The 4974-nt window shown below is 54.1% G+C and carries 1 protein-coding gene and 2 pseudogenes; all 3 read right to left on the bottom strand.

Translation table 11 applies throughout. The features are described from left to right. Positions 1-63 precede the first annotated feature (63 nt). The 3 genes and pseudogenes from JRI89_16500 to JRI89_16490 all read right to left on the bottom strand — a co-directional run bounded on the left by JRI89_16500 (position 64) and on the right by JRI89_16490 (position 4705). Positions 64-3162: pseudogene (locus JRI89_16500) on the bottom strand (ATP-binding protein). 33 nt (positions 3163-3195) lie between these two features. After that, positions 3196-3672, bottom strand: a complete 477-nt coding sequence (brxF, locus tag JRI89_16495; protein MBW2072832.1) for a BREX-3 system P-loop-containing protein BrxF — start codon at positions 3670-3672, stop codon at positions 3196-3198. Between the two features lie 676 nt (positions 3673-4348). After that, positions 4349-4705, bottom strand: a pseudogene (locus JRI89_16490) (nucleotide pyrophosphohydrolase). Positions 4706-4974: the final 269 nt, after the last annotated feature.

Below are 4974 nucleotides of genomic sequence, written 5' to 3'. Positions count from 1 at the left end.
CAGTTCCCGGCGAAGTTGATGTCTCTGGTTCTTTGTTTCCGTTTCCTGGGCGGCAGCGGAGAGAACTTCCTCGAGTATGTGCTCCTTTGCCTCCCTGGCCAGTTTGACCCATTCGTGGTTTTCGGGCATTGCCATCATGGCTTCGGACAGGTAGGAAGCAAGTGGGCTCAGAGTGTTCACAATGTCCTGCAGGGATTCGATCCTGAAGAGGGCTTTCAGACCAGCTTCATGACTCTTCACTTCCTGGACGCTATAGCGGAAGTTCTTGAGTCTGCCGGGGGCGGTGTAAGCCTGGAGGGATTCCAGGAATGTCTTGGTCTGGTCGAGTCGGTCGCGTACCTGGGCTGCTTCTTCTTCGACGAGCAGGTTCCTGCCCCAGAACAGCAGGCCGCTTTGCAGGCTCTGCTGGGCAAGGACCAGCTTCTCCACCACCCCGGAGATGGCTTTCTGGAGCTGCTGGACCGGCTCTTCCTTGCCCTGGGTGACAAGCTGCGCCATGCCCGGTGTGAGCCCGAGCAGCTCGAAGAGCGCCTTGAGGGCAGGCAGGTTCCAGTCTTTGGGCCGTTCGATGTGCTTGAAGTGGGCCAGCTCGTCGATGCTGGTCGCAGCCAGCAGCGGCAGCCCGGTGGCATCGAACTTCTTGCCGGGAATGGAAAGCACCAGGTCGCCGGAGTAGACCAGCGCGGCCAGGACCACGACAGCCCATTCGGGCTCCAGGCGATAGCCCTTGTCCGGCGCGAAGTAGTCAACGCCGTAGACCTCCTGGATCAGTTCCGAGCGGTTGACCACCTGGCCATGCCCCTTCTTCTTGAGGATGTTCAGGATGTGCTTGGCGTACCTGGAGCGGTACGGGTCGAGCCTTTCGCCGTCCAAGAGTTCCAGCGCATCGAGCACGGCGGTCGCCTGTTTAGTACTCACAGCTGAAGAATGAGAAGGGAGTGTGCGGCTGCCAAAGTTCGCAATGGCTCTGAGAGCATCTTGTGCGGCTTGGTCGCGGTTGGCTCCGGTAATGAGAACGGAAAAGTAAGGGTACTCGGGCGCCTGCTCCTGAAAGTGGGCGGACAGGATGATGCCGGCAATGGTGTTCACCAGGTCGCGAAAGTTGATGCGCTCGTGCGCCGCGATTCCAGACAGCGCGCGAATAGATTTCCCTTTAGCCCATTCCCTGATTGTCTTGCTGCGGCCTTGATAAGTCACCTTGAAGGCGGTAGTCATATTTTTTTGCAACCATACCACTAACTCCCGCAGGAAGCCGGAGGCCTTGGATTCGTAGGTGGCTTTGGCGTGGCCGCTCGAGGTGGAGGCGAGGTCCAGGGCTGCAGCGAACAATTTAAGGGTTTCCCCGAAATCGAGTGCACGGTCTGTGGTGCGTAAAGCGTTTTCTCCTTGCGCACCCCGCACTTCGCTTGCCGCACTCTTCAGGTACAGCCTGAAGAACACTTCATCGGCTTTCTTTTCATCTTTGAAGAGCGGCGGATCAAAAGGCTGAATGAAATACAGGTAAAAATCTCGCGGCGGCACAGCTGTAGAACGTTCATTGGGAGCGCCAAAAAACAGGTAACCTTGTCTTGCTGTTTTGCGCTCCAGCCACTCCAGCTCGTGCTCCCAGATCCTGTAACCGGTGACATAGGTCTGATCTGTACACTCCATGACCCGCTTGAGAGCCTCATAGTAGTAGCGGTCCAGTTGAGAGGAATCGAGGCTCTCGGCGCGCTTTTCGATGAGCGCGTCAAAGTCGTCTGTCTTTTTGAGATCCAGGTAGTATTGCCCGTTGTTTGGATTGGACGAGATGAATTGGCCGCTGACTGTCTTGTGGATTTCTCTCAGGACAGTTACCACATGGGAAAGGAGGTCGTCGGCCGGGTCTCCACCCAGATCCTCGATACCCGGTTGATACAGGCAGAGCCCGTCGCGAAGCTCCTCAGCTGTGGCGCCCAGGGGCGCGTGGATATCGCCGGTGGTGAGCCGGTGGACCGAGAGTGCGTGGATGATGCGCAGCGCCATGGGTTTGTACGCCGGCCGGGTGAAGGCCTGCTCGATCCGCGACTCCAGCACCTGGCTGCAGTCGATGACCGCCCTGATGTCGGACACAGCCCTGAAGGAAGGGTTTTCTCGCAGATTGGTCCAGTAAGAATCATAAGCAATGAGGCCGGGGCGGTCCTCAGGCAATTCCTCGTTGAGGATCTTTTTCATAGCCAGCGACAGAGTCCTGAGCACCTCGCGCTTCTCCACTGCCGTAACTCGTTCAAAGGTGTCGATATAATCGGGATGCACCGGAAAGAGGCGCACGAACTCATCCAGGCGCTCATTCATGCGGCCGTAAAATCTACCAAAGGGCGCAAGGTATTCGCGTATCTTGGCCTGCTGTTCGCCGGTTTTCTTGAGCAGGCGCTCGGCCACCACGAACTTGACGTCTTTGCGGGCGATGAGAATCTGCTCGAAGCGGTCCTTGACCCGGCGGACGCTGTCGGCCACAAAAGAGAACCGGGGGCTGTCGAAAATAGCCTCCTGGACGCCGGCCATGAAACGAAAGCGCAGATCCTTGCAGACCTCGCCGATCTCCCGGAGGAAATTCAGATCCAGGATGAGTTCGTGGTCCTTGCGAGTGCGCAGATAGTCGAGGAGCTCATCCACCACCAGGAGCAGGCCGTGGTCAGGGAACAGCTGGTGAAAGGCACCCATCATCTCTTCGAAAGAGCGCTTGTTGCTGGGTACCTTGGAGGCAGGAGGAAAGTTGTAGCTCACGCCCATGGCGGCCAGGTGCTCTTCCAGTTCGGCCACCAGAATGTCTCGCAGAGACATGGTGGTAGAGCCGATCTCGGTGCGGACCACCTTAAACCGACCGCCGATTTTTCCAGCGGCAGCTGCTACCTCGGCATTGTTGAGGCTGGCTGCCAGGTCGGGATTCTCTGCCAACCCCGATATTACCGACATAAGGTGCGACTTGCCGGTGCCGTAGTTGCCGACCACCAGCAACCCTTTGTTGTCGATGGGCTGGTCAAACTGCAGCTGCGGAACAACAATGCCAACCAGCTTTTCTGCCATCTCTTCAGAGATGACATAGGTCTCTACAAGCCGCCGGGCCGCATCCACTTCATTGGCGTCCCGCAGCTGGACCACGGATTCTATGGGTTCAAACTGAATAAGCTCACCATATTTCATCTTCACTTCCCCTCGCGGGCTTATTATTAAGCGCTAGCTCATTGCCTCCGTGCTTACCAAAAGAAAGTCACCTATTGGATATCTTCTATACTCAGGATGACCCGGCTCGGCATAAACCAGGCAGCCATCTTTGAGGATCCCGTTCCACGTCGCCACCAGGGTGCGATTGCGGGAGAGATTTTGCAGCAAGCGAAGCGGATCCTGCTGCAGCAATGGGTCGAAGAGGATCTCCGTATTGTCCAGCAAAACAACCTGAGATTCCGTGGCGCCCAGTAGATCACCCATTAGCCTCGGCAGTCTTATTGCTCGCTGCCTGGCCGTAAGATCAAGAAGCAACCTGGACATTTCCAGGTTCACGTTCAACAGTGGGATGTCTTTTTGCCCTGCTACCTTCCTTACCGCATCTGTCTTTCCGGAGTCAGCACTACCAACAACCAGAACGAGTCTATAATAATGGACTGCAGCTTCTTCGATCTTACTGACTATCTGGCTAAAAATAGTTTCATTCATGCAGAAACCGTGTCTTTTTCCAAATCATGCTGAAAGCATTATTCCTCCAGCATTACTCTTCCTGGCAGGCACCCCAAGACTCTCCATCCAATCATGCCACAGATCCATATATTCTCAACACCCTTTCACGGGTCAAAGGAAAAATCAAAGTCCTGGGATGTTCAGTGCTAATTCGAGCGGCTTGATTTTGAGCGCCGGGTTCAACGTCGTTCAGAAATGCAAGATTCATTCCATGAATTGTCCAGTGGAAGCGCATAGATTTCAGTATCTGGTCAGTTGCTGGTGGCTTTAGCCTACGCTGCGAATCATGATTGTCGATTTTTAACTATTACAATTGACCTCACATCGTCCTTGTATTGATTGCCCCATCGCAACCTCAAGGTTGCGGCTACCATTTTAGGGGCGAATTAGGGTTTGTAATAAACGACGTCCTGGCAGCAACTCGCTAGCCGGAGGCTTTAGCCTACGTTGCCAAGCATGGTTGTCAACTGTTGGTAATATAATCCGGACCATGACGTCATTTTATTGATCGCCCCTTACGCAATCTGAAGATTGCGCCTACCGGATTCCTGGGGCCGATTGTTGAATAATTACCTGCGATTGTTCTTATGCTACTTCGCCGGGTTGACAGATCAGGTCAAAACCAACGCCATCTATATGAGAAACAGCACAGGCTTCATTCTTTGCGGGAATAGACAGTGTATTTGTGGGCCTTGCCCTTGACTTTTTCTAGCGGATATTTTCGCTCATTGATCTTCGATTTGTCCAGAACAATTTCCCCGGGGTCTAAGTCAAACTCACGGGTTAAGGTGAGGGCATAGATAAAGACGTCTGCCAGCTCCTCTTTGATTTGCTAGTGGGCTCTTCTGTCTGATTTGAGCGCCTCAACCTCTCCAGCATCCTTCCACTGGAAGATCTCCAGCAGTTCAGCAGCTTCAAGGGAAAGTGATATGGCAAGATCCTTGGGATTGTGATACTGAACCCAGTCGCGCTCATCGCGGAATTGAATTATCTTCGGCTGGAGATCTCGCAGTTGCATTTTCCACCGCACCCCACTTTTCACATCGAGTCAAATGCAAAATAAAGGCCCCACCCCTCCGTTTTCTTGAGAAATGGAGCCTGAATTCCAGTCATAGTAGCAAGAGCTCCAGCTGCATAATTGCTAGAGGGGAGTCTGTAGGTTCTCACCTAGCCTACCTATACCTCCTTATTCTGTCAAGAAACTCATCAGGTTGTGCAAGTGGTGCGCTATGCTTTCATGAGGACTGGGCTCAATAAAAAAAGCCCTCACGAGCCGGCGCA

Source organism: Deltaproteobacteria bacterium (genome assembly GCA_019309045.1).
Classification (GTDB): Bacteria; Desulfobacterota; Syntrophobacteria; order BM002; family BM002; genus JAFDGZ01.
This window is presented reverse-complemented; position numbering and strand designations above follow the sequence as displayed.